This is a genomic window from Geomonas limicola (assembly GCF_014193675.1).
In the GTDB taxonomy this organism is placed as follows: domain Bacteria; phylum Desulfobacterota; class Desulfuromonadia; order Geobacterales; family Geobacteraceae; genus Geomonas; species Geomonas limicola.
Window position 1 is genome coordinate 96,388 of the sequence record NZ_BLXZ01000005.1, and the last position, 22,669, is coordinate 119,056.

Genomic DNA, 22,669 nt, shown 5'->3' on the forward strand with positions numbered 1-22,669 from the left:
GCTGGAACATCCTCCACAACCTCGTGTCGGCTGCGGCAACTCTGTCGAATTCTTGCAAACTTACCTGCCGTTGATATCATTTGTTGGCTTTGCCTCTCCCGCATCCGCCTTTGTCGTGCCGGCAGCCTCTCTTTGAGAAGAACCGAAGTGCCAGGGGGTAGTGATGAAGGTGCTGCTCGTCGATGATTCTCGCAACGATCGCAAGGTCATCCGTTACAACTTCGAGTGGCATGGCTGGCAGGTCTGCGAAGCGGGCAACGGCCGGCAAGGACTCGAGGTGGCGGTCAAGGAAAAGCCCGACCTCATTCTCTCCGACTGTCTGATGCCCGTTCTGGACGGGTTTCACTTCCTGCATCAGATGAAAACCCTCAGTGAACTCAAGGACATCCCCTTCATTTTCTATTCTGCGGTCTACACCGGCAGCAAGGAGGCAGAACTGGCGCGTACGCTTGGCGCGCAGGCCTTCATCGAGAAGCCCAAAGAGCCCGAAGAGCTTTGGGAAGAGGTGGGACGGGTGCTGGCCTCGATCACGGCGAACGGGATGCCACCGGAGCCGGAACAGCCGCTGGACGAGGAAAAGTTTCTCAGGGATTACGGCGAACTGGTAGCCGGAAAGCTGGAGGAAAAGGTGCGGGTGCTCAGCGAGGAGAACGAGAGCCTGTTGCGCCTGAACAGCGAACTGGAACGCCGGGTGGTGGAGCGGACTATACAGCTGGAAGCGGCCAACCAGGAACTCGAGCAGCTGAGCTACTCCGTATCGCACGACATGCGCGCGCCGTTGCGCCACCTGGAAGGGTTCAGCCAGGCGCTCATCGAGGAGTACGCCGCCAAGCTGAACCATACCGGGCGCGACTACCTGGAGCGGATCAAGAAATCAAGCCGGCGCATGCTGGAGATGATCGACGCGATCCTGGAGCTGTCACGGTTCGCACGCGGCAAGCTGCAGCGCGAAAACGTGGACCTGAGCTCGCTGGTGCGTGCCATCGCGGCGCAACTGGTGCAGGCCCACCCGGAGCGCTCCGTCGAGTTCCGGATCGCCGACGGGCTGGTGGTACGTGCCGACGCACCGTTGATCAAGGTGGTGCTGGAGCACCTGCTTAACAACGCCTGGAAGTTCACCACGGATCGCTCCGACGCGGTCATCGAATTCTCCGCCACCGAGTGGGACGATCGCCTCGCCTTCGTGGTGCGTGACAACGGGGTCGGGTTCGATATGACCTACGCAGATAAGCTCTTCACGCCGTTCCAGCGCCTGCACAGCCAGGAGGAATTCCAGGGTAGGGGAGTGGGGCTTGCCATCGTGCGCAGGATCATCAACCGGCATGGCGGCAAGATCAAGGCCGAGGCGGAACCCGGTCAGGGAGCCGCCTTCACCTTTACTGTTTGAGGCGCAAGACTCGCCAAAGATGACACTGAGAAACAAGCGAGGAACACTGAGGAAGACAAGAAAGAGAACCCGCGTAGATCTGTAACGAACCGTATCGAGGTCGTTACTGTACTTAAATCATTGATTGAGAGAGTCTGGCTAACCTGACGATTACTCCACCAAATTCCCCACCAGCTCACCGCCCTTTGCCTCGGTAATGAGCACGCTCACTTCTCGATTTACCAGATCGCTCCCCCCGTTCACCAGGACCGGCAGGTAGTTGCGGGCGAGTCCCTTTTTGCCGTCGGCATCCTTTTGTACCAGGACCTGCAGAGTCTGTCCCACGAAGCTCTGGGCGTACGCGGCGCTCTTCGCCTCGGAGAGTCGGCGTAGCGCCTCGGCGCGCTCCTTGACGGTCTTTGAGTGCACCTGGCCCGGCATGGTCGCCGCGGGGGTTCCGGGGCGCTGCGAGTAGGGGAAGACGTGCAGGTAGGCGAGGGGAACCTCTTCGAGGAAACGATAGGTTTCCTCGAATTCCGCGTCGGTCTCTCCGGGGAAGCCGGCGATGATATCGGTACCCAGGCAGATGCCGGGAACGGCCCCTACCAGCGCCTCGGCAACCTCGCGGAACAGGGCGGTCGTGTAGCCCCGGTTCATCCTGTCGAGCACGCCGTCGCTGCCGCTTTGCAGCGGCAGGTGCAGGTGCGGGCAGACCTTCTGCGACTGCGCCAGAAACGCGATCATCTCGGGTGGTACTTCGGTCGGTTCGATGGAGCCGACCCGCAGGCGCGGCACCGGGATGCGCTCCTCTGCCATCTTGAGCAGGCTCAGGAGATCGGTGGACGGGTTGAGATCGAGCCCGTAGCCTCCCAGGTGGATGCCGGTAAGTACGACCTCCTTGAAACCCTGCGCCACGAAGCCCGCCATCCCTTCCAATGCCTCCTCGGGGGAGACGCTGCGGCTGGCACCCCGGGCATACGGAACGATGCAGTAGGCGCACCGCGCGTCGCAGCCGTTTTGTACCTGGAGGAAGGCCCGGGTATGCTCGGCGAAGCTCTCCAGCGGGGCACTCTCGCCGCTGCGCACCTGCATGATGTCGGAAACCACCGCCTTGGGCGTCTCCTCCACCTCTTTGAGCAGCGACACGATGTCGCGCTTCTCGCTGTTGCCCAGCACCAGGTGCACACCCGGCAACTCCAGAATCTCGCTGCTGGACATCTGGGCGTAGCAACCGGTTACCACGACCTTCGCGTCAGGGTTCTGGCGGCCGGCACGCCTGATCAGACGTCGCGACTCGGCGTCGGTCTTGGCGGTCACGGTGCAGCTGTTGATGACATAGATGTCCGCCGTCTCGCCGAAGGGGACGATGCAGAAACCTTCCTGGCCCAAGGCCTCGGTCATGGCGGCAGATTCGAATTGGTTGATCTTGCAACCAAGTGTGGTGATGGCGACTTTTTTCATGCAGAGAGAACCGTTCTTTTGATTACCTTGGGTGCAACCGCTTGGGGTTTCCACGAGGTGAGGTGAGCTGTGCGGAGCCTGCTGGTGCGAGGAGAAAGGCGCGCTACAGGTTCACCCTGAAGCGCGCCGCTAGATAGATCAGCCCTTGAGACTCTTCTTGAGTTGCTCGTGTTCCGAGGCCAGGGCGTTGTACTTGCGCTCCAGTTCGCGGATCTGGTCGAACAGGCAGGAGATCGCCTTGGCTTCCGGGTCCGGCATCTTGCCGTGCTCCAGGTCGAGGCGCTCCTGCGGCTTCTCGGTCGCCATTACCACGCGACCCGGGATGCCGACCACGGTCGAGTTGGGCGGGACTTCCTTCACCACCACCGAGTTGGAACCGACCTTGGAGTCCTTGCCCACGGTGAACGGGCCGAGGATCTTGGCCCCCGAGCCGATCACCACGTTGTCCTGCAGGGTGGGGTGACGCTTGATCTTTTCCCAGCTCACGCCGCCCAGGGTGACGCCGTGGTACAGGGTGACGTTGTCGCCGATCTCGGCGGTCTCCCCGATGACGACCCCCATGCCGTGGTCGATGAAGAACCCCTTGCCGATGGTGGCGCCAGGGTGAATCTCGATCCCCGTCAGGAACCGGGCCATGTGCGAGACCAGGCGCCCCAGGAAAAAGAACTCCCGCTTCCAAAGCCAGTGAGACACCCGGTGGAACCAGACAGCGTGCAGGCCGGGATAACAGAAGATCACCTCGAGCGTGCTTCTGGCTGCGGGGTCTCTGTCAAAGACTGCCTGGATGTCTGATTTGAACCTGGCAAACATGGCTTCCCTCCCTTTATGGTGGTAACTACCACGGTACCGCAAAGCGACCGCTGGTTTTGTGGTAGCATAACCCTACCGTTTTCGTCAATTATTAAGTGGCCGGATTCTGTATCATGCGAAGCAGGTTCAGGAAGAATCACTGAGCAAACTCTTGAACACAGTGGACTCAGAGGGAAAATTCAGAGGTCCCCGGGGGGGATGAGGACGAACTTTTAAGGTTTTTGCCTTCCCCGGTGTTCCTCGTTTTTCCCTCTGTGGTCCTCTGTGGTAAAAGTTTTCAGTTTTGCCCCAAAGGCCTCATCTCGAAATCCGCCAGGTACTTTAGCGCCTCATCCAGGGGTGCACCGGAGCCGTCGATCCAGTGGATTTCGGTGCCGTGGCCCTGCATGCGCCGAAACCAGTGCTCCTGCTTCTTGGCGAAGTCGTGGATCGCACTGTTGAGTTTTTGGAACAGGTCATTGCGGGAGAGCTCTCCCTTCAGGTGACGCGCCAGGTAACGGTACTCCAGCCCGTAGTAGTCCAGGCTCTCGTAGGGAACCCCCGCCTCGACCAGCGCCCGTGCCTCCTCGATCATCCCCGCGTCCAGCCGCTCCTTGAGGCGCCGGGTAATCCGCTCGCGCAGTTCCGCGCGATCCCAGCGCAGCCCGAGAGTAACCGGTACCAGCTCAGGGGCCGGCGGGGGGCGCACCCCGTCAGCCTCGGCAGAGGCGATCTCCAGGGCACGCACCAACCGGCTGCGCTCGGTGAGATCGGTGGTGTTGTGCAGCCGCGGGTTGGCGCGCTTCAGGCGCTCGACGAGTTCTTCCATGGAGAGCGACTCGAGCTCCCGGCGCAACCCGGGGTTCTCGGGAACCTCGGCCAGCCAGTAACCGCGCAGCACCGAATCGAGGTACATTCCGGTACCGCCCACCAGGATCGGCAGGCGACCCCGTGCGGCTATGTCGCGGAAGGCTGCCAGGAAGAGGCGTTGGAACTGGAAGAGATTGAACTCGGTGCCGGGAGGGGCGACGTCGATCAGGTGGTAGGGGACCTCTTCGTACTCGTGCAGGTCCTTGCCGGTACCCAGGTCCATGCCGCGAAAAACCTGGCGTGAATCGGCGGAGATGATCTCGCCGCCCAGCCTGCGGGCCAACCCGACCCCGAGGCTGGTCTTGCCTGAGGCAGTGGGGCCGAGGACGACGAGCAGGTTGGGGCGCCCGTTGGGACGCCCCGAAGCTGCGGGGAATTTGCTCACTTAAGTCCGGCCTTCAGCAGGTTGACCCCCTTGAGGAGGTCGAGGGCGCGGGCCAGTTGGTTGTCCTTGCTGAGCTGCTCCTGCGCCTTGGGATCCAGCGGCGCGGCAGGCGGCTCGGAAGCAGCCGGGGCCTCTTTCGGAGCGCCTACCTGCTGCATGTGACCGTCGAGATCCTGCTCGCGGATCTCCGGCATCTTTTTCTTATCGGGCTGCGCAGGCTTCTTGGCGAACTCGACGGTGATGTCCGGGGTGATCCCCTTGGCCTGGATGGAACGGCCGCTCGGGGTGTAGTAACGCGCCGTGGTGAGCTTGAGGCCGTCGCCGTTCGGCAGGGTGATCAGCGACTGGACGCTCCCCTTGCCGAAGCTCTGGGTCCCCATGATTACCGCACGCTTGTGGTCCTGCAGTGCGCCAGCCACGATCTCCGAGGCACTGGCGCTGCCGCCGTTGATCAGGACGACGATGGGGTAGTGCGGCTCCTTCTCGCCGATGTTCGCCAGCATCTGGCGGTCCGACCCGGCGCTGCGCCCCTTGGTGGAGACGATGAGCCCGTTGCTGAGACCTTCGCCGACGAAGCGGTTGGTGACCCGGATAGCCTGATCCAGGAGACCGCCGGGATTGTAACGCAGGTCGAGGATGAGCCCCTTGAGCGGCCCCCCGTTGTCCGCGGCGAGCGTCTGCAGGGCGCGCTCGAAGTCTTCGCCGGTGCGTTCCTGGAACTCGGAGATGCCCAGGTAGGCGTAGCCCGGCTCCAGAAGCTTCGCCTTCACGCTCTTGGTCTTGATGATGGCCCGCACCAGCTTGAAGGAGAGCGGCTCCTTGGTCCCTTCGCGCAGGATCCCGAGGGTCACGCTGGTGCCGGGGGTGCCGCGCATCCGGCTCACGCAGTCGTTTATCGAGACCCCCTGGGTCGGCTTGCCGTCGATGGTCCAGATGTGGTCGCCGGACTGGATCCCCGCCCTGAAGGCAGGGGTGTCCTCGATCGGGGCCTCGACCATGAGCTTGCCGTCCTTGGTACCCAGCTGGATCCCCAGACCGCCGAACTCTCCGGCCATGTGCACCTTCATCTCGTTGTAGCTGGTCACCGGCATGTAGGTGCTGTGCGGATCGAGCGCCGCCAGCATCCCGTTGATGGCGCCGGTCATAAGCTTCTTGTCGTCCACCTTCTCCACGTAGCTCTGCTTGGTGAACGCCACGACTTCCTTGAACAGGCGCAGGTAAGCGGCGTCACTCTGTTGGAAGTGCGCCATGCGTTGGACCATGTTGGCCAGCAGCACGCCGACCAGGGCAAGGAGTATGACAGCAGTGAGGATTATGCGAGTCTTGAACATATCAGGGAACCTATCTGGTGGAGTGTCAGGAGGCAGCACGGGCAAATTAGCACTCTAAATTCTGGCGACCGTATTGTCAACTGCTATCGCCCCGAGAATGTGGGAGAAACTGAAGCGGAATCGGTGCCGGCCACTGAGCATAGATGAGTCTCCTGTTGCACTATCAGGTCACCATGGCAAAGGGTGTTGCCTGGCACCAAAAGCCCCGGATTCGCGTGGGCAGCCGCTCTTAGTAGTGCGGTAATCTGTTGACTTCACGCGGGCTTTGTAGGATAAGGCAGGTCTAGCGCAGGGAGGTGCCATGGAAAACCTGGTCAGACATTTAAAGAGTAAATTCATTACCGGGCTTTTCGTGGTGGTGCCGGTGGGGATCACCCTCTTCATCCTGAAGTTCCTCTTCAACTTCGCCGACGGCATCCTGGGAAGCTACCTCGACTCCATCTTCAGCAACTTCGTGGTGCACCGCGAGTACCATGTTCCGGGCTTAGGGATGCTGACCGGCGCCATCGTCATCTACCTTTCCGGCATCCTGGCTACCAACGTCATGGGGACCCGGCTCCTCAAGTGGTGGGACGAACTGCTTTCGCGCATCCCGCTGGTCAAGTCGATCTACAACTCGAGCAAGCAGCTCACCCAGGTGTTCAAGGAGGGGAAGACCTCCTACCGCCGGGCCGTCTTCGTCGAGTGGCCCCGGGTAGGGGTGCGCGCGGTCGGTTTCGTGACCGGTGAGGTCGAGCGCGACGGCGAGCGACTCGTTGTGGTGTACGTCCCGACCATGCCCAACCCGACCTCCGGGTTTGCCCTGTTCTTCCGCGAGTCCGAGGTCTACGACAGCGGCATGACCGTCGAGGAGGCGGTCAAGTTCGTGGTCTCGGGCGGGGCCGTGGTGCATTAACTAAGGAGTGGCTATGAACCTCGTGGTACTGGACGGCTATACCCTGAACCCGGGCGACAATCCCTGGGACCAGGTGGCCGCCTTCGGCAAGTTCACCGTGTACGACCGCACCCCGGCCGATCTTATCGTGGAGCGCTCGCGTGGCGCCCAGATTCTGCTCACCAACAAGACCCCGTTACGTGCCGAAACCATCTCGGCACTTCCCGAACTCAAGCTGATCTGTGTGCTGGCCACCGGGTTCAACGTGATCGACATCGAGGCGGCGCGGCAGCGTGGAATTCCGGTGGTCAACGTTCCGGAGTACGGCAGCTTTTCGGTGGCCCAGCATACCATCGCGCTTTTGCTGGAGCTCACTAACCGGGTGGCACTCTACGACGCGGTGGTCCAGCGCGGCGAGTGGTCCAAATCGCGCGACTTCACCCTAATGACCGAGCCGCTTGCCGAGCTGTGCGGCCAGAAGCTGGGGATCGTCGGGCTGGGGCGCATCGGGGCGCGGGTCGCCGCCGTGGCGCACGCCCTGGGGATGGAGATCCTCGCCTACAACCCGAGAAGCCGGATGGAGTTGCCGGGCATCCCGGTCCGCTGGCTGGAACTTGACGAGCTGTTCCGGCAGGCCGACGTGGTGAGTCTGCACTGTCCCCTCACCGCTGAGAACGAGGGTATGGTGCACGCGGGGCGGTTGGGGCTTATGAAGCCGCATGCGCTCCTTATCAACACGGCACGCGGGCCGCTGGTCCGGGAGCCCGACCTGGTGCAGGCGCTGCAGGCAGGTACCATCGCGGGGGCCGCACTCGACGTGACCGCCCGGGAACCGATCCCGTCCGACAGCCCGCTATTGGGGCTCAAGAACTGCCTGATCACGCCGCACATCGCCTGGGCCACCCTGGCTGCCCGGAGCCGGCTCATGGCCACCACTGCGGAGAACATCGCAGCCTTCCTGGCAGGCGCTCCGCAAAACGTGGTGAACGGCATCTAGCGGAAAGAATTTCCAAAAACTCCATACCGCCGCCACCTCGCTGTGACAAAGCTGCGCTATGCTCCCATGCGACAACGAGAAAAGGAGAAAGCGCATGAGAACCATGGCAATGGGAGAGTTTTACGTGTGGTACTGTGAGTGGTGTGATTCGAGGAACCTGACCCCCTGGACCAGCACGGTCGGCGGTACGGTCTACTGCGGCTGCTGCAAGAAGGAGTTTCCGGTCAACGGCCATCAGTGCAGCGAGCGCATCCCGCAGCTGCGCCAGGCATTTTTTTAGGGACGGCCTGTGTTGGCTGATTCGGCATCTGTTTCGGGCGAACCTTGGTTCGCCTTTTTTCGTGGCGCTGCTACCAATGAAAAAGGGGCGCACCGTAGTGAACCCCTCTCATATCCAGCTGATGTTCAACTTGAGGAAACGATCCCTAAGCTATGGTATGTCTTATGTCTTTTCCCTTGACCATGAAGATCACCATCTCGGCCACGTTGGTGGCGTGGTCGGCGATGCGCTCCAGGCATTTGGAGATGTAGTTGATGCGCATGGCGCGGGTGATGGCACTCGGGTCGGACATCATGAAGGTCAACAGCTCGCGCTGGATCTGCTCGTTTAAATCGTCCACCACCTGGTCGTCCTGGCAGACCTTGATGGCCAGGTTCTCGTCGCCGCGCACGAAGGCGTCGAGCGCCTCTTTCACCATGGTCGAGGCGGCCTGGGCCATGCGGGGGAGGTCGATGTACGGCTTGAGTGCCGGCTCGAGGTTCAGCTCCTTGACCCTTTTGGCGATGTTGGCGCACTGGTCGCCGATCCGCTCCAGGTCGGTCACGATCTTAAGCGCCAGGGTGATGAAGCGCAGGTCGCGCGCCGCGGGTTGGCGGCGGGCCAGCACCTCGAGGCACTTCTCGTCGATCTCCATCTCGAGTCGGTTGATCTCGTGGTCGAAGGCGATGGTCTGCACCGCCAGTTCGGTGTTGCGCTCGACCAGTGCCAGCAGGGCGTTTGCGATCATCAGTTCAACCTTGCCCCCCATCTCCAGGAGCTTTTCCCGTATGTCGTTCAGCTCCGCGTCGAACTGCCTGCTGAAGTGTTCTCTTTCCATTACATTCTCTCCTGCGTGATTAATAGAAAAGGTGTGCCGGTTGCACCCTCGGGGGGTGCCGGGCCTGTTGTCGTCAACTCAAGTCCGACCGATCCGACTGACCGGAGCGATGAGACTCGCCTGATGCCCTAGCCGAAGCGGCCGGTAATGTAGTCCTCGGTCTGCTTCTGCTCCGGAGTGGTGAAGATCTTCTTGGTCTCGCCGCACTCGATCAGGTCACCCATGTACAAGAACGCCGTGTAGTCAGAGACGCGGGCGGCTTGCTGCATGTTGTGGGTGACGATGATGATGGTGTAGCGCTCCTTGAGTTCCTCGATCAGCTCCTCGATCTTCAACGTGGAGATAGGGTCCAGTGCCGAGGCCGGCTCATCCATCAGGATCACTTCGGGCTTCACGGCGATGGTGCGGGCGATGCACAGACGCTGCTGCTGACCGCCCGAGAGGGTCATGGCGTTGGCCTTGAGCCGGTCCTTCACCTCGTCCCACAGCGCGACGCGCTTTAAACAGCTCTCCACGATCTCGTCGGCCTCACTGCGAACCATGCGGCTGTTCAGCTTGTAGCCGGCTACCACGTTGTCGTAGATCGACATGGCCGGGAAGGGGTTCGGCTTCTGGAACACCATCCCTACGCGGCGCCGGATGGCGACCGGGTCGATTCCCCTGCCGTAGACGTCGTCGCTGTCCAAAAGCACCTTGCCGGAAACCCGCGCCGAAGGGACCAGGTCATGCATCCGGTTCAAGGAGCGCAGCATGGTCGACTTGCCGCACCCGGAAGGTCCGATGATGGCGGTCACGCTGTTCTCGGGGAAGTCCATGCTGATGTCCTTCACCGCGTGGGTCTTGCCGAAGTGTATGTTGAGGTTGTCCAGATGTACCTTGATGTTGTTCATGTTTCCCTCGTAACGCAGTAAATGACGCTCAGGCCTGCCGTCTCGTTTTCCCTGTGTAAGCGTTCAGTCACGATCCCCGGTCTGTCGTACCTTAGATGACCGTGACCCGTGGCAAACCACTATTCCCCGGTCCTGGTCCTGCCGAAGTAGCGCGCCGTGAGGCTCAGCCCGAACATCACGACCACCAGTACCAGGGCTCCCGCCCAGGCCAGCCGGTGCCAGTCCTCGTAGGGGGCGATGGCGAAGCTGAAGATTTGCAGCGGCAGGGCGGCCATCGGTTGGGTGAGGTCCTTGCCCCAGAACTGGTTCCCCAAGGCGGTGAAGAGCAGCGGTGCGGTCTCGCCCGCCACGCGGGCTATCGCCAGAAGCACCCCGGTCATCACGCCGGAGAGTGCGCTGCGCAGGGTCACCTTCAAGGTGGTGCGCCACATCGGCACCCCCAGGGCCAGCGAGGCCTCGCGCAGGGACCCCGGCACGAGCTTCAGCTGCTCCTCGGTGGTGCGCAAGACGATCGGGATCATGATCATGGCCAGCGCCACGGATCCCGCCAGCGCGGAAAAGCCTTTCATCGGCACCACCAGGAGCGTGTAGGCCACCATGCCGGTGATGATCGACGGGGTCCCGGAGAGGACGTCGGCAGCGAAGCGGATCGCGGTGGATACCTTCGAACCGCCGAATTCCGCCAGGTAGATGGCGCCGAAGATGCCAACCGGCAGGCCGATCAGCGAGGCCATGGCGATCATCATCAGCGAGCCCAGCATTCCGTTGGCCATGCCGCCGCCGGTTTCGCCGGTCGGTTTGGGGATCTGGGTGAAAAAGTCGAGATTGACCGAGCTCATCCCCATCTTCATGATGTGGAAGAAAATGAGCCCCAGGGGGATCAGTACCGCGAGCGTCGCGGTCAGCATGAGCCCGGTCATCAGGTAGTTCTTGGCGTTGCGCAGAAAGACGCTCTTCATCATGCCGCACCTCCGCCTGCGCTGCGGGTGACGCTCCAGATCAGGAGCCTTGCCAGCGCGTTGATCACCAGGGTGACCAGCAAAAGGATAAGACCGATCTCCATGAGCGCCGCGCTGTGCAGTTTGGAGGTTGCCTCGGCGAACTCGTTGGCGATGACGCTCGGCATGGTGTAGGCCGGCGACATAAGCGACAGCGAGATCTGGGGCGAGTTGCCGATCACCATGGTGACCGCCATGGTTTCACCCACCGCGCGTCCCAGCCCCAGGATCGCTGCGCCCAGGATCCCCGACCTGCCGTAGGGGAGGACCGCCATCCTGATGGTTTCCCAGTGGGTGGCGCCGAGCGCTATGGCCGCCTCCTTCTGGCTCAAGGGGACGGTGAGCAAGACCTCCCGGGTGATCGAGGTGATGATCGGCACCACCATGATCATCAGGATGAACACCGCGGCGAGCATGCTGACACCGTAGGGCGCACCCTGGAAGAAGGGGAGAAACCCGAAGTGCTCGATGAGGAAGGGCTGCACCGTGGACTGCAGCCAGGGGGCCATGACGAGGACTCCCCACAGACCGTAGATGACCGAGGGGATCGCCGCCAGCAACTCAACCAGGGGGGCGATCCAGGTGCCTACCTTCTTCGGGCAGATCTCGGTAATGAAGATGGCGGCTCCGATGCTGAGCGGTGTCGCCAGTGCCAGCGCCAGGACCGAGGAGATCACCGACCCGTAGAGGTAGGGGAGGGCGCCGAAGTTCCCCTGCACCGCATCCCACTCGCTGCTGGTGAGGAACTTGCGGCCGAACTGCCGGATTGCCGGCAGGCTCTCCGAGGTCATCTCGGCGAGCATGAGCGCCAGGATGATCAGGATGCTGAAAGCGAAAACGGTGGTTACCAGCCTGAAGATCAGGTCGCCGCTGATGCGCTTATCTGCCGGTCCGGGGGGCGCCGTGGTTTGGGTGGCTGGCAAGGTCTGCTCCGTTTCCGGCTGGGAAGCTGGAATCTTCGGACCTGCGGCAGGGTACGACCCTGGTACAGAGCCCGATGTCGATACGTCCGTGGTTTCCACGTGAAATCCTCTTGAATCGAAGTTCTACCTTCTAAGTTGCAGGGTCTAAGGTTGGGTGAGCGGGCCTCTCCGATGCATCCTGTAGTCCCCAGTCCCTAGCCCCTGCCTCATCCCTGCCTCACCTGATGCTCAGCACCGTCTTCTCGACCATCTTGGCGACGTTGGCGGGGAGCGGGGCATAGAGAAGTTTGTCCGCCATCTTCTGTCCCTGGTGCAATTCCCACTTCAGGAAGTCCACCAGTTTCTTCCCTTTGGCCTTGTCCTTCTGGTCCTGGTAGACCAACAACCAGGTGAAACCGACGATGGGGTAGGCGTCCTTGCCGGGCTGGTTCACCAGCGAGATCCGGAAATCGGCCGGCATCGACTTGGCCGCTCCGCGTGCCGCTGCCGTGGTCGAGGCGATGGAGGGCTCGACGAAGCTGCCGGCGCTGTTTTTCAGCGAGGCGTAGGGGAGTTTGTTCTCGAAGGCGTAGGCGAGTTCCACGTAGCCGATGGTGTACGGGGTGGTCTTGATCTGGCCGGCAACACCTTCATTACCCTTGCCGCCCAACCCGACCGGCCACTTGACCGAGGTACCCTTGCCGACCTTCTTGGCCCACTCCGGGCTCACTGCCGTCAGGTAATCGGTGAAGATGCTGGTCGTGCCGGAGCCGTCGGAGCGGTGCACCACGATGATCGGCTTGTTGGGAAGCTTGAGCCCCGCGTTGTCGTGCATGAGCTTCGGGTCGCTCCAGGAGGTGATCTTCCCTTCGTAGATCTGGGCCAGGGTCTCCGGGGAGAGCTTGAGCCCTTTGCCTACCCCCGGCACGTTGTAGGTAACCACCACCGCACCCATCACGGTCGGGAGGTGCAGCAGCTTGCCCGGGGCCGCCTTGAGTTCCTCGTCGCTGAGAAACTTGTCCGAGGCGCCAAAGTCAACGGTCTGAGCGGTGATCTGCTTGATCCCGCCGCCGGAGCCGATGGACTGGTAGTTGAATTTCACGCTCTTGTCGATCTTGGCATACTCGGCGAACCACTTGGAGTAGAGCGGGTACGGGAAAGTGGCACCCGCGCCGTTGATCAGGGTCTCCGCCGAAGCGTTACCCGCCAGTGCCAGTGCAGCCAGGACCGCTACAGTCAGTATCGATTTGCGTAGTGCGAACATCATCTCGTTCTCCTTTTGTGTAATCTGTGTAACAAGATGCCTGTCCTTTGTTACAAAGCTGTTACGGTTTGTGTAAGTTTTGGTGAATACGGCCGCGCAAGTAGAGCAAAGCGCTACAGCTCGGCCCGGTGGCTGCGCGGCGAGTAGCGCACCGCCACCACCCGCACCAGGGCAAGCGACAGGGTGAGCAGGATCACCATGGCGAGGCTTTGCCAGGGCATCTCCTTGTACCAGAAGGCCATCACCTCGGTGAGCACGGTCACCATCACCGTGTCGATGATGTAGGTCACCTTCACCCGCCCCTCGCTGAAGTAGGCGAGCGCGGTGCGCAGGATCTCGACCACCGCCAGCACGGTCAGGATATCCACCAGGAGCGCCTTGAAGGCGGCGTGAAAGGAAAGCTGCAGTATCAGTCTCAGGTCGTAGAAGGTGTAGATCACCCCCGAGAGTATCGCCAACAGTATGGCGATGATCAGCAGGCTTAACAGCCCCCGGGCGCTCTTTTCGAAAAACAGGTTCAGGCGTGCATCGAAGCTTTCAGCGTCAGTTCCCCACATTGCTATCCTCCTTATATAGTCAGGCGAAGCATATCCGGTGCGTGTTACAGTCCTGTTAAGATCGTATGATCTTTAGATGTACTGGCATTGGGGGGCTTTCAGTCAATAATCTCTATGTCTGAATAACGGTGCTCCCCGTTGCGCGACATTAATAACCTTTCTTGAAATAGTGCTGGCGTCTTCGCCGAGACTGTGGTATCCAAGCGCAAAAATTAACGCCTCTCCGAGCTTTGTCACCTACCGGTACGCCCACGGTGCAAAGCCTATGGGTGCAGCTGGAAACGGCGGTGCCTCTCTTTTGGAAAGGGGAGCCTTGTAAGCGCTCGATTTGCGTCGACCGCTGAAAGGCCTCTTTCTATGCGAAAAGAGGCCTTTTTTTTCACCATCGTTATTTCCTTGGCTATACAACGCTAGCTGGAGCTGCCATGCAGATCGTGATTTCCATCGATGATACCGATAACCTCGAAAGCCGCGGCACGGGTGAGATCGCCTCGCTCATCGCCGAGGGGCTGACCGAAAAAGGGTGGGGGACTGCCAGCCTGGTCACCCGGCACCAGCTGCTGGTACATCCCGATATCCCCTACACCTCGCACAACAGCGCCATGTGCTTCGCGGCGGAGATCGACGAGGGGGCTTGGGAGCAGGTCATCGGCTTTGCCGGGGAGTTCCTCAGGCGGGAGTCTGCCGAGGGCTCCGATCCGGGGCTCTGCGTGGTGAGCCTGCCGGGCCTCAGGCACACCCCGGAGCTGGTCGAGTTCGGGCGTCGCGCCAAACGGGAGGTGATCGCCATGCCGGAGGCTTACCAGCTTGCCGAACGGCTCGGTGTGCATCTTTCGGAGCACGGCGGGACCGGGCAGGGGATCATCGGCGCCCTGGCCGGGGCGGGACTGCGCCTGTGGGGCAACGACGGCAGGATGAAGGGGAGTCTCACGTTTGCGCGCGAAACGGTATCGGTCACCGAACTGCTGGCACACCCGAACGTGGACGAGGTGCGCTGCGTCACCGGTGTCCAGGTAAGCGCGCGGGACCTGGTGCGCTTGGGCGAGAAGCCGAAAACCGTGCTGATCGGCGGTGCGTCCGTCTTGCTGGTGTCTGCCGCAGAGTCCGCCGATGTTGCCTGGCAGACCCTGCACCGCAGGCAGCTGAAGGATTACTAGCGATGTGGCGCACCCTGGAAAACGGTACGAGGGAATTTCTCCCCGGCAAGGAGAACTGGGCGGCCGCGGCCCTCGCGGCGCTCGACTGTCCCGGGTTTCTGCTCGACGTCGATGAAGAGGTGATCGCCGACGAAGAACGCTCCTGCTACAACTGCCGTTATCGGCGCTGGAGTGCCGCTTCGTTCACCTGCCAGTGGCGCTTCCAACAGGGCTAGAAGGGATTAAGGGGGTAGCAACCCCATCACACATCAAGGTTTCGCCAGGTCCCTTGTATCCCCTTGATCCCCTGTAACCCTGTTGGCTTTTCAAATAGTTGTGCATCTCCGAGCTGTCCCGCCTACCGAGGTCGTCCTCCACGGCGCGCAGCTAACGGGTCCTGCCGGAAACGGCAGCGCCTTCCTTTTGAAAAGGAGAGACCAACCGGCCGCGGCCGGTGAGGGGCTCCCTTGTACTTAAAAAGGGCGGCCCCTTTTTTGTGCCCTAACTCGCGATAGATAAAGGATTTCTGCGTTTGAATGACCTGCTGCTCGATATCGATCGCCTAAGCTACCGCTACCCCGGAGCCGCGCAGCCCGCACTGAACGAGATCTGCTGTACGGTCAGCGCGGGGGAGTGCATCTGCCTCACCGGGCATTCCGGCTGCGGTAAGTCCACGCTCCTTAGTGCCGTCATGGGGCTTTTGCGGGGTGGTCGATTGTCCGGACGGGTGAGCATCGCCCGAGGGATGGGCGCAGGGAGCGGGTCCTGTCCCGCCGGCATGGTGTTCCAGAATGCCGAATCGCAACTGATCTGCACCAGCGTGGCCGAGGAGGTCGCCTTTGGACCGGAAAACCTCTGCGTCCCCCCTGAGGAGATCGGTCCACGGGTCCTGGAGGCGCTCGCCGCGGTCGGCATGGAGGATCATCTCGGGCGCAACCCGGAACGGTTTTCGGCGGGACAGAAACAGCGGGTGGCCATCGCCTCGGTGCTGGCCATGCAGCCTAAACTTCTGCTTTTGGATGAGCCGACGTCCCAGCTCGATGCCGTGGGTAAAGCGGAACTGGCCGGCATCCTGACCCGGTTGAAACGCCTGGGGTACACCCTGATCATCGCAGAGCACGATCCGCGTCCCTTTGCCGGGCTGATCGACCGCTACCTGATGCTGGAGCTCGGTTCGCTGATTGCCGAGCAAAAGAGTGCTCCGGGTGTCGAGTACTTTCGCAACCGTCGCACCGAGCCCGTGGCCTGCTGCTGGGCGGCGGCGGGGAGTTCTCTCGAGGTGGCCGGAATAGAGCTCGCCTACCCGGAAACCGGGACGGTGCTCAACGGGGTGAGCCTGACGGTTCCCCGCGGCGAGAGGCTGCATCTCTTTGGCCACAACGGTGCCGGGAAATCGACCCTGTTGCGCTGCCTGTCGGGGCTGGAGCGCCCGGACCGCGGCGAGGTGATGCTCTGCGGACTGAAAAATCCGCAGCCCGAACAGCTCCCGGGGAAGGTCGGGGTGCTCTTCCAGAATCCGGCGCGGCAGCTTTTCGGGGAGACGGTACGGGAAGAGGTGGCCTTCACCCTGCAGCGGCTGGGGCTTACGCGCCCCGAGTGGGAGCTGCGGGTCGCCGAGGCCCTGGAGATCTGCCGGATCGCGCACCTGGTCGAGCGCGCGCCGCTCACCCTGAGTTTCGGCGAACAGCACCGTGTGGCCCTTGCGGCCGTGCTGGCGCCGCGTCCTGAACTCTTGCTCCTCGACGAACCCTTCGCAGGGCTCGATTTTCCCCAGCGCCTGGCGCTGCTCGATATCCTGGGCGAGTTGCCGGGTCGGCTGGGAACCACGGTGCTCATCGTTTCGCACGACGAACTCCCCGACCCGCGTTGGGCCGACCGCAGCCTGATCCTTTCCGGAGGAGCCCTTGGCGAGCGCTCCTGGTAAAGGGGGGCTGCGCCGGACCTTGCGCAGCTGCGAGTATGGCTGCCAGTTCGTGGCCCACGATTCGCCGGTGCACCGGCTGAGCGCGGGTATGAAGCTTGGCATCGGGATGCTTTTAAGCGCCTCGGCTGCCGGCGGGCGCACCCCGGCAACCCTGGGGGCGCTGGTGTTGGTCACGCTCTGCTACTACCTTGCTGCGCGGCTTACCCTGGCAGATCTGTGGCGCGACATCAGGCTCTTCATGTTCCAGGCGGCCCTGGTCATTCCCCTGTACTGCCTGGTGCACGGCCCGGCCAAGGGGCTCTGGCCCGGTATCCGGATCTCGACCCAGATCATCCTTTTTTACCTGCCGGGGGCGGTGTTCCTGCGCACCACGCGCAGTTCCGAGGTGATGCGGGGGCTCAGGCGCGTGCTCCCGTACCGGGTCTCTTTCCTGGTGTTCGTCAGCGTGCGCTTCGTGCCGTTCTTTTTCCGGGAGATCGCCGACATCACCGCCGCACAGCGCCTGCGGGGCGCCCGGCTCCTGCCGCGCCAGAAGCTTAACCCGCGCAACTGGCCGGACCTCTTCAACTGCCTGATCTTACCGCTCATGGTCAGGGCCTTGAAGACGGCGGACGAGGTAGCGCGCTCGGCGGAGTCCCGCGGCTTCGGGATGTACCCCGAGCGGACCTTTTTCTCGGCCGACCAACTGATCCGAAGGGCGGGTGACACCGGAACAGCGCAGCAAGGTGAACCTTCGGCCCCGACAATAAGAACAGCAGCATCGAATTCAACGGTTAGCTCATAGCAGCAAGGAGAACCAGTCAGTATGGAAACCAGGTCCGAACCAATCTTTCTCTGGCGCCGCTTCACGCTCAGGGAGGCCGTGCTGTTGTGCTTTTGCGCCACCTTTATCGTGCTCACCAGGGCAGGGTTGAGACTGCACCTGCACATGCCGGGGCACGTGATGTTCTTCACCATGTTCTTTTTGCTCCTGGCACGCGGCTTCGTGCCCAAGCTGGGATCCGTCACCTTGGTTGGCCTCCTCACCAGTCTGACCAGCGTGCTCCTCGGCATGGGGGTAAGCGGCCCCATCGTGCTGGTGAAGTTCCTGCTCCCCGCGGTGCTGGTGGACCTCGCCGGTTTCCTGGCGCCGGGCTTCGTCACCAGCGTGCTCGGTTGCCTGGCGGTCGGCGTTTTCGCCTCGATTACCCGCGCCGGAGTGAGCACCGGTGTCGAATACCTGATAGGAATGGAGGAGGAGATCATCATCGGCAAAGCCCTCATCTCCGCCGGTTTCAGCGGGTTGTGGGGAGGACTCGGTTCACTTGCCGTCCCGGCGATCATCCGCCGTTTGCGGCTCAATGGTCTCATCGACGACGGCACGGAAGGCAGCCTTGACGCATGACCTGCACGGCATGCCGCGCTTCGGCGGACCGCTGCTCGTTTCACTGGCGCTGCACCTGGTGCTGCTCCTTGCGGTGACCGGGGTGCGTTGGTCTATGCAGCAGGTTCCCAAGGGAGCCCCGGAGGACTCGGTGCTCCACAAGGACCCGCTCGCGGTTGCAGTGCAGGTCGACCTTTCCTCGTTGCCGCTGCCTGGTGTCGGGAGTACCTCCTTTGTTGGGGTTGCCACGCGTCCGCCGGCTGCTGAGGCAGCGGCTAAGCAAACGGCGATACTGCCGGTGGTTGTCGCGCCGGCCAGGCCGATGGCGGCAGCCACGGATCGCAAGGGCATCCTGTCGCCAGCGGCTGCGCCGGTTGCCGCGGCGCTGGCAGACCCTCTGCCGGCAAGTAAAGGCGTATCCGCGGCTACTGCCGGAACGGTGCCCGGCTCGTCAACCACACGGACAGAACCGCACGCCGCTGCGACACCGCAACAAGCTGCTTTGGGAGCTCCACACGCCGCAGGTCCCGGAGCTGCCGGCGCTGGTGCCTCCGGAGCAGCGTCAAAGGCCGGGGCAGGGCAGGGGGCCCAGGCGGGGGGTGGCGGAGCAGGAAACTCCGGAGCTGTCCGGCGCGGATCCTACCAGGGACGGATCAAGGCACTCATCGAGGCGCACAAGAAGTACCCGGTGGCGGCGCGCAAGCTGGGGAGGGAGGGGAGATGTGACCGGCGGCTGGTCCTGGCCCGCGACGGCTCTTTGAAGCAGGTCGATTCGGTGAGCTCCTGCGGTCACCCCTTTCTGGATGCCGCGGCGACCCGGGCCATTACCGAGGTGGGAACCTTTCCGCCGCTCCCGGAGGAGTTCGGCGCTCCCCAGGAAAGCTTTACCGTCACCCTGAGCTTCTCGTTGAGCGACGGCAGGTGAGGTTGTCATAGCTGGTGGCACAGACCCCCTCGCCTCCTCCCCTTGCAGGAGGGGGTGGAGGGATCCGCCATCGAGAATACTGGCCTGTTACCTCTGTGGCAATTCCCCCCTCACCCTAACCCTCTCCCGCAAGGGGAGAGGGGATATGTAACTGTAACCAACGGCAGGCTAATCGAGGGGCTGTTTTTTTCTCCTTAACCTCAACCTTAACCTGCCTATCTTTAGGAGGAACCATGAAGCACCTGCAAAAATGGAATGGAATTCTGGCGGGGCTCTGCTTGGCCATGCTGGTACTGGCGCTCGCCGGTTGCGGCAGCTCGAGCAATACCCCGGCACCTGCAGCCCTCACGGGCGTAACTGCCGGGGCCGGCGACCAGCAGGCGACGGTAACCTGGACACCGGTAAGTAACGCAACCAGCTACAACATCTACTACAGCACCTCTGCCAGCGTCTCCACGTCGACCGGCTCCAAAGTGGTCAACGCGACCACTCCCTACAACGTCACCGGTCTCACCAACGGCACCACCTACCATTTCGTGGTGACCGCCGTGAATGCCGGTGGCGAGAGCACGGTGTCCAACGAAGTAAGCGCGACCCCCGAACCGCCGGCACCCGCAGCCCTGGCCGGGGTGACCGCCACTGCCGGTAACCTGCAGGTCGCCGTGAACTGGGCCACGGTGAGCAACGCCACTGGTTACAACATCTACTACAGCACCACCCCTAACGTGACTACCGCTGCTGTGGACAAGGTGCTGAATGTCGCCGGCCCGAGCACGGTTACCGGCCTTCTCAACGGTACCACCTACTACTTCGTGGTGACCGCGATAAACGGTGGCGGTGAAAGCCCGGTTTCCAACGAAGTCAGCGCGATGCCGGTACCGGCAGTTCCTGCAAAACCGACGGGCCTGTCGCTGTCGGGAGGCGACACCCAGGTGACTGTTTCCTGGACGAACGATAGTGCCGCCACGTCGTACAACATCTACTACTCGACATCCTCGACCTTCACCACTACCAGTAACGGAGTCAACAAAATTACCGGCGCTGCTAACGGACAGGCCGTTACCGGACTTACTAACGGAACCGCTTACTATTTTGCGGTTACCGCGCAGAACCTCGGTGGCGAGAGCCAGCTTTCGACCATCAAGACGGCCACCCCCGCAACGCAGGTCCAGATCCCGACCAACCCTTCCGCCCTCAATGCCTCTGCTGGTGTCGGACAGGCAACCATCACCTGGGGTTCCGTTGCCAACGCAACGTCCTACACCATTTACTATCTGCAGGCACCTGCGTCTCCCCTGATTTCCGGCACGACCGTCAAAGCTACTAACAACGCCATTACCAACGCTACTTCGCCCTCGGTCGTGACCGGTCTCACTTCCGGTCTTAACTACTGGTTTGTCGTCACCGCCTCCAACTCCGCAGGCGAAGGCGCACCACAGAACAATCCGAAGGCAGCCCTGATCCAGTAATCAACCTCCACCCACCGGTGCTCAGGGACGACTCTCCCTCACCCTGCAGCACCGGTTCTGTCATTGGTGCAACGACATGAAGCAAAGAACTATCTGGCCGGCGCTCACCATACTCTGCGCCCTTCCTCTGGCAGGCCACTCCGCCTTAGCCGCGCAGCCCGCAGACTCGACCTCAGAGCGCTACAACCTGGGGGAGATCGTGGTTTCCGCGCCTGGCGAAGGGGTCCAGGCAACCGAAACGGTGCGCACGGTAACCGCCAAGGATATCGAGGCCCGCGGTGCCCGAACCCTTGACGAAGCCATCGCCCTCTTGCTCGGCGTCAACATCCGTAACGGCGGGGAAGGGGTGCCGCGCATCGATATCAGGGGCTTCAAGACCCGGCACGTGGTGCTGCTGTTGGACGGCATCCCGATGAACTCGGCGTTCGACCAGCAGTTCGACCCGACGACGATCTCCACGGAAAACATCGCCGAGATCAAAATGACTTCCGGCGCCAGTTCGATCCTCTACGGGCAGGGAGGATTGGGTGGCGTCATCAACATCATCACTAAAAAGGGGGGGCAGCGCACCCAGGGGATGGTCGGCGTCGAGGTGGGCGATCACGAGCCGTACCAGGCAAAGGCCGCCGTGTCCGGTGCCACCGAGCGCTTCAACTACTTCTTCAGCGGTAATGCCCAAAAGGTGGATGCCTTCCCGCTTTCCGGCGCCTTCCGGCCGACTGGGGAGCAGGGCTCCGGTTACCGGAAAAACAGCGACCGCGAACGCAACAGCCTCTTGGGGACCGTCGGGTTCACCCCGAACCAGGACCTCGCCCTGGGGCTCACGGTCAACTACGCCCAGGGGAGCTACGGCAAGCCGGCCGGTACCATCAGGGATGACGCCGACCTCTTTGCCAGCACCCCGAAGTACCAGCGCATTCCCGACTATTCGACCGCCTCCGTCCAGCTTGCGGTCGAGTCCGCCGCCACCCAGCACCTCAACCTGAGGGGCTGGGCCTGGTTCACCCACCATGACGAGCTGCAGAACCAGTACAGCCAGTCTGATTACGCCACCACGAACCTGCAGCAAAAGGTGAAGTCGACCATCAGCGGTGTCACGCTGCAGCCCAAGTACGATTTCGGGCGCGCCGGTTCGCTCGCCCTGGCGCTCTCGGTCGAAGACGACGCCTGGGACACCTACACCGTCACCGGGACGGCAACCGACGAGCACCACGAACAACAGGTCTACTCCGCGGGGATCGAGTACGAGTTCTCGCCGCTGTCCGGGCTCAACCTGGTTGCCGGGTACGGTCACTACTGGCAGGCCAGAAGCGAGGCGACCCTCGATGATTACAGCGCCCTCTTCGGGGCCAGCTACGATTTCACTGCGGCGACGCGCCTGAAGGCCTCCTTCAAGCGCAACGTGCGCTTCCCGTCTCTTGGGGACCTCTACGATACCTTCAACAACGGCAACAAACAGCTCTTGCCGGAACGCTCCCACACCTACGAAGCGGGAGTCGAGCAGAAACTCCCCCGGGAGACCACGGCTGCACTCACCGGTTTCTACACCACGGCCGAGAACCTGGTGCAGAACGACCAGGTGGTCGGCAGGAAGGTGAACCTCCCCGAGGTGCGCTTTACCGGGGCGGAGCTCGCCGTCGCCAACGGCGCCGTGAAGAACCTCCTGCTGCGCGGCAGCTATTCGTTCCTGCACTCCGAGGACCGTTCGCGGACCGGCCGGGAGGAGCAGCAGTACACCCCGGAGCACGTGATCGTTTTGGAGGGGAAGTACGACTTCGCCTGCGGTTTTGCCCCCTATGCCTCGGTGCGCTACGTCGGTAACCAGTACCTCTACACCAAGAACAACGTGCAACCCGTGCAGAAGGCGAAACTGAACGACTACACCCTGGTGAACCTCAAGCTGAACCAGCAGGTCTGGGGCGGCAGGGCGAACCTCTACGTCGGGGCCGACAACCTCTTCGATCAGAACTACGAGACCAGCTACGGCTTCCCCCAGCCGGGCAGGTTCGTCTACGGCGGCGTGGAGTTCCGTCTCTAAACACGCGCTGCCGAAATGCAGCGGCAGGTACCA

The 22,669-nt window shown here is 62.2% G+C and carries 22 protein-coding genes and 2 riboswitches; of the genes, 12 read left to right on the forward strand and 10 right to left on the reverse strand.

Annotation, left to right across the window (positions count from 1 at the left end; genetic code table 11):
• Positions 1-163 precede the first annotated feature (163 nt).
• Positions 164-1,387 (forward strand): ATP-binding protein, encoded by a 1,224-nt coding sequence (locus tag H7688_RS13095; protein ID WP_183361573.1) that lies wholly within the window; start codon positions 164-166, stop codon positions 1,385-1,387.
• A 150-nt stretch (positions 1,388-1,537) separates the two neighbouring features.
• Here H7688_RS13095 and mtaB read toward each other — a convergent pair whose 3' ends face one another.
• From mtaB to H7688_RS13115, 4 genes are all read right to left on the reverse strand, one after another.
• Complete coding sequence (mtaB, locus tag H7688_RS13100; protein ID WP_183361574.1) at positions 1,538-2,827, reverse strand: tRNA (N(6)-L-threonylcarbamoyladenosine(37)-C(2))-methylthiotransferase MtaB; 1,290 nt, start codon at positions 2,825-2,827, stop codon at positions 1,538-1,540.
• A gap of 138 nt (positions 2,828-2,965) precedes the next feature.
• Positions 2,966-3,637 (reverse strand): serine O-acetyltransferase, encoded by a 672-nt coding sequence (gene cysE / locus H7688_RS13105; protein WP_183361575.1) that lies wholly within the window; start codon positions 3,635-3,637, stop codon positions 2,966-2,968.
• A gap of 277 nt (positions 3,638-3,914) precedes the next feature.
• Positions 3,915-4,871 carry a tRNA (adenosine(37)-N6)-dimethylallyltransferase MiaA gene (gene miaA, locus H7688_RS13110; RefSeq protein ID WP_183361576.1) on the reverse strand — a complete coding sequence of 319 codons (957 nt, stop codon included), beginning with the start codon at positions 4,869-4,871 and terminating at the stop codon, positions 3,915-3,917.
• Entirely contained in the window at positions 4,868-6,202 is a 1,335-nt protein-coding gene (locus tag H7688_RS13115; RefSeq protein WP_183361577.1) for a S41 family peptidase, read from the reverse strand. The genes miaA and H7688_RS13115 overlap by 4 nt, the downstream gene beginning before the upstream one ends.
• Positions 6,203-6,503: 301 nt before the next feature.
• On the opposite strand from H7688_RS13115, the gene H7688_RS13120 reads away from it, so the two are divergent.
• From H7688_RS13120 to H7688_RS13130, 3 genes are all read left to right on the forward strand, one after another.
• The gene (locus tag H7688_RS13120; protein ID WP_183361578.1) at positions 6,504-7,097 is read left to right on the forward strand and encodes a DUF502 domain-containing protein; all 594 of its coding nucleotides are present in this window, start codon (positions 6,504-6,506) and stop codon (positions 7,095-7,097) included.
• A gap of 13 nt (positions 7,098-7,110) precedes the next feature.
• A complete protein-coding gene (locus H7688_RS13125; RefSeq protein ID WP_183361579.1) occupies positions 7,111-8,073 on the forward strand; it encodes a D-2-hydroxyacid dehydrogenase in 963 nt (320 codons plus the stop codon).
• A gap of 94 nt (positions 8,074-8,167) precedes the next feature.
• Entirely contained in the window at positions 8,168-8,353 is a 186-nt protein-coding gene (locus H7688_RS13130) for a hypothetical protein (RefSeq protein WP_183361580.1), read from the forward strand.
• A gap of 145 nt (positions 8,354-8,498) precedes the next feature.
• Here the strand turns inward: H7688_RS13130 and phoU are convergent, their stop codons facing one another.
• The 6 genes from phoU to H7688_RS13160 all read right to left on the reverse strand — a co-directional run bounded on the left by phoU (position 8,499) and on the right by H7688_RS13160 (position 13,781).
• The gene (gene phoU, locus H7688_RS13135) at positions 8,499-9,170 is read right to left on the reverse strand and encodes a phosphate signaling complex protein PhoU (protein WP_183361581.1); all 672 of its coding nucleotides are present in this window, start codon (positions 9,168-9,170) and stop codon (positions 8,499-8,501) included.
• A 128-nt stretch (positions 9,171-9,298) separates the two neighbouring features.
• Entirely contained in the window at positions 9,299-10,060 is a 762-nt protein-coding gene (gene pstB / locus H7688_RS13140) for a phosphate ABC transporter ATP-binding protein PstB (protein WP_183361582.1), read from the reverse strand.
• 119 nt (positions 10,061-10,179) lie between these two features.
• Entirely contained in the window at positions 10,180-11,019 is an 840-nt protein-coding gene (gene pstA / locus H7688_RS13145) for a phosphate ABC transporter permease PstA (protein ID WP_371873184.1), read from the reverse strand.
• Entirely contained in the window at positions 11,019-11,981 is a 963-nt protein-coding gene (gene pstC, locus H7688_RS13150; protein ID WP_246329804.1) for a phosphate ABC transporter permease subunit PstC, read from the reverse strand. Before pstC ends, pstA begins: the two co-directional genes overlap by 1 nt.
• Before the next feature lie 217 nt (positions 11,982-12,198).
• Entirely contained in the window at positions 12,199-13,227 is a 1,029-nt protein-coding gene (gene pstS, locus H7688_RS13155) for a phosphate ABC transporter substrate-binding protein PstS (protein ID WP_183361584.1), read from the reverse strand.
• 110 nt (positions 13,228-13,337) lie between these two features.
• Positions 13,338-13,781 carry a phosphate-starvation-inducible PsiE family protein gene (locus H7688_RS13160; RefSeq protein ID WP_183361585.1) on the reverse strand — a complete coding sequence of 148 codons (444 nt, stop codon included), beginning with the start codon at positions 13,779-13,781 and terminating at the stop codon, positions 13,338-13,340.
• A 209-nt stretch (positions 13,782-13,990) separates the two neighbouring features.
• Positions 13,991-14,106: riboswitch (molybdenum cofactor riboswitch) on the forward strand.
• Between the two features lie 100 nt (positions 14,107-14,206).
• Between H7688_RS13160 and H7688_RS13165 the strand changes: the two genes are divergently transcribed.
• The 8 genes from H7688_RS13165 to H7688_RS13200 all read left to right on the forward strand — a co-directional run bounded on the left by H7688_RS13165 (position 14,207) and on the right by H7688_RS13200 (position 22,636).
• Positions 14,207-14,938 carry a hypothetical protein gene (locus tag H7688_RS13165; RefSeq protein WP_183361586.1) on the forward strand — a complete coding sequence of 244 codons (732 nt, stop codon included), beginning with the start codon at positions 14,207-14,209 and terminating at the stop codon, positions 14,936-14,938.
• 2 nt (positions 14,939-14,940) lie between these two features.
• The gene (locus H7688_RS13170) at positions 14,941-15,153 is read left to right on the forward strand and encodes a hypothetical protein (protein ID WP_183361587.1); all 213 of its coding nucleotides are present in this window, start codon (positions 14,941-14,943) and stop codon (positions 15,151-15,153) included.
• Between the two features lie 94 nt (positions 15,154-15,247).
• A riboswitch (molybdenum cofactor riboswitch) is annotated at positions 15,248-15,367 on the forward strand.
• A gap of 82 nt (positions 15,368-15,449) precedes the next feature.
• Entirely contained in the window at positions 15,450-16,841 is a 1,392-nt protein-coding gene (locus H7688_RS13175) for an ABC transporter ATP-binding protein (RefSeq protein WP_183361588.1), read from the forward strand.
• Positions 16,822-17,625 (forward strand): energy-coupling factor transporter transmembrane component T family protein, encoded by an 804-nt coding sequence (locus H7688_RS13180; RefSeq protein ID WP_246329805.1) that lies wholly within the window; start codon positions 16,822-16,824, stop codon positions 17,623-17,625. Before H7688_RS13175 ends, H7688_RS13180 begins: the two co-directional genes overlap by 20 nt.
• 21 nt (positions 17,626-17,646) lie before the next feature.
• Entirely contained in the window at positions 17,647-18,225 is a 579-nt protein-coding gene (locus H7688_RS13185; RefSeq protein ID WP_183361589.1) for a hypothetical protein, read from the forward strand.
• Positions 18,215-19,129: an energy transducer TonB gene (locus tag H7688_RS13190; RefSeq protein WP_183361590.1), complete on the forward strand. Its 915-nt coding sequence runs from the start codon at positions 18,215-18,217 to the stop codon at positions 19,127-19,129. Before H7688_RS13185 ends, H7688_RS13190 begins: the two co-directional genes overlap by 11 nt.
• Positions 19,130-19,362: 233 nt before the next feature.
• On the forward strand, positions 19,363-20,598 hold the full coding sequence (locus H7688_RS13195) for a fibronectin type III domain-containing protein (RefSeq protein WP_183361591.1): 1,236 nt from the start codon (positions 19,363-19,365) through the stop codon (positions 20,596-20,598).
• Positions 20,599-20,674: 76 nt separating this feature from the next.
• Positions 20,675-22,636, forward strand: a complete 1,962-nt coding sequence (locus H7688_RS13200) for a TonB-dependent receptor plug domain-containing protein (RefSeq protein WP_183361592.1) — start codon at positions 20,675-20,677, stop codon at positions 22,634-22,636.
• The last annotated feature ends 33 nt before the right edge of the window (positions 22,637-22,669 follow it).